Annotated in this window: 1 protein-coding gene; it reads right to left on the reverse strand. The window is 51.7% G+C overall.

All coding sequences use genetic code 11. The features are described 5' to 3' along the window. Positions 1 to 1,152 (reverse strand): phosphoesterase (locus EMM73_RS19785; RefSeq protein ID WP_127688479.1); only part of this gene is annotated, 1,152 nt, incomplete at both ends.

A 1,152-nucleotide genomic window follows, 5' to 3' on the forward strand; every position in this document is an offset into this window, starting at 1 on the left:
TTTGGTCTCTGGTGCTTCGTCGCTATTTCGCTCTGGGGCCGGGCCTGTGATAAGCCCCTGAATCAGATCCACCCGTTCAACTTGCGGGTTAAAACCGCCGCCATTGTTGCTGTTAGGGTCACGAAAGCGCACTCGCAGCACCAGCTCATCATCTGCTGAGACTGTTAATGTCTGGCCTGCTGTGGCGGTTTTAGCTGAGTTTTTCACTGCCACTTCAACAAACAAAGCATCTATTAAATCGCCAGTGGTGACAAAAACCTGCCCAGCTTTCAGTGCTGCAAAAATACTGTCGTAGTTTTTATCGGCGTAGACATAAGTTTTGGCATATTGGCCTGGCCAGAAATCAGCCCAGCCATCGGTGTAATGACCATGACTGTCAGATACGCCTGTCACCCACCAACGTCGGCCTTCGCTGAGTAAACTGTCCCACACCCCACCTAAACGGGCTGTCATCTGGTCATAGCCGCCCATAGTCGGATAATGGGGGTATTCGCCACGAATGGCGGTTGGGTCTGTGCTGCCATCCGGATTTAAAGTCGCGGCCTGATGGCCTTCAGCGCCCGTCATGCCAATGACCACATCAGCTGCTGTATCTTGCCAATCGCGTAATTGCTGTGGTGTCACTTTATTGTACTGTCGAAAACCTGTGGCTAAACGCGCCGGATGATTGACCAAAAGCAAAGGTTTATCAGGGAGTTCGTTCATGGCTTTAAGCGCCTGCAACATAAAAGCATCCTCTGCTTTTTCCGGCCCTGGTGGCACACCCTGACGGCCATTGTAGCGGCTTTCTATCTGGTACAACTGCTCTGCTTCAGAAGACCTCTGCGGCATAATAAAACTGGCATGTCGACCGCCAGGGCTATTGCCCGGCACATCAAACTCCATACCGTAAAATTGCAGTATCTGCGGCAAGGCTTTACGTGAAGCCACCAGCTCAGGATAAGCCTGCTCTAACGCCAGTTTGGCGCGATTTGGCCCGCCGTGGTCAGTCACCACCATCCAGCTTAAACCATAATGTGCGGCCATTTGCGCATTCAAAGCTGTTGAATATTTGGCATCTCCGCCAATAATGGGCGTGGGCGGAAACACTGAATTATCCCATTTCACGCTGTAATGGGTATGTACATGGTGATCGCCGGCCAGCCAGCTTTT

This window comes from Rheinheimera sediminis, from assembly GCF_004005375.1.
Lineage (GTDB): Bacteria > Pseudomonadota > Gammaproteobacteria > Enterobacterales > Alteromonadaceae > Pararheinheimera.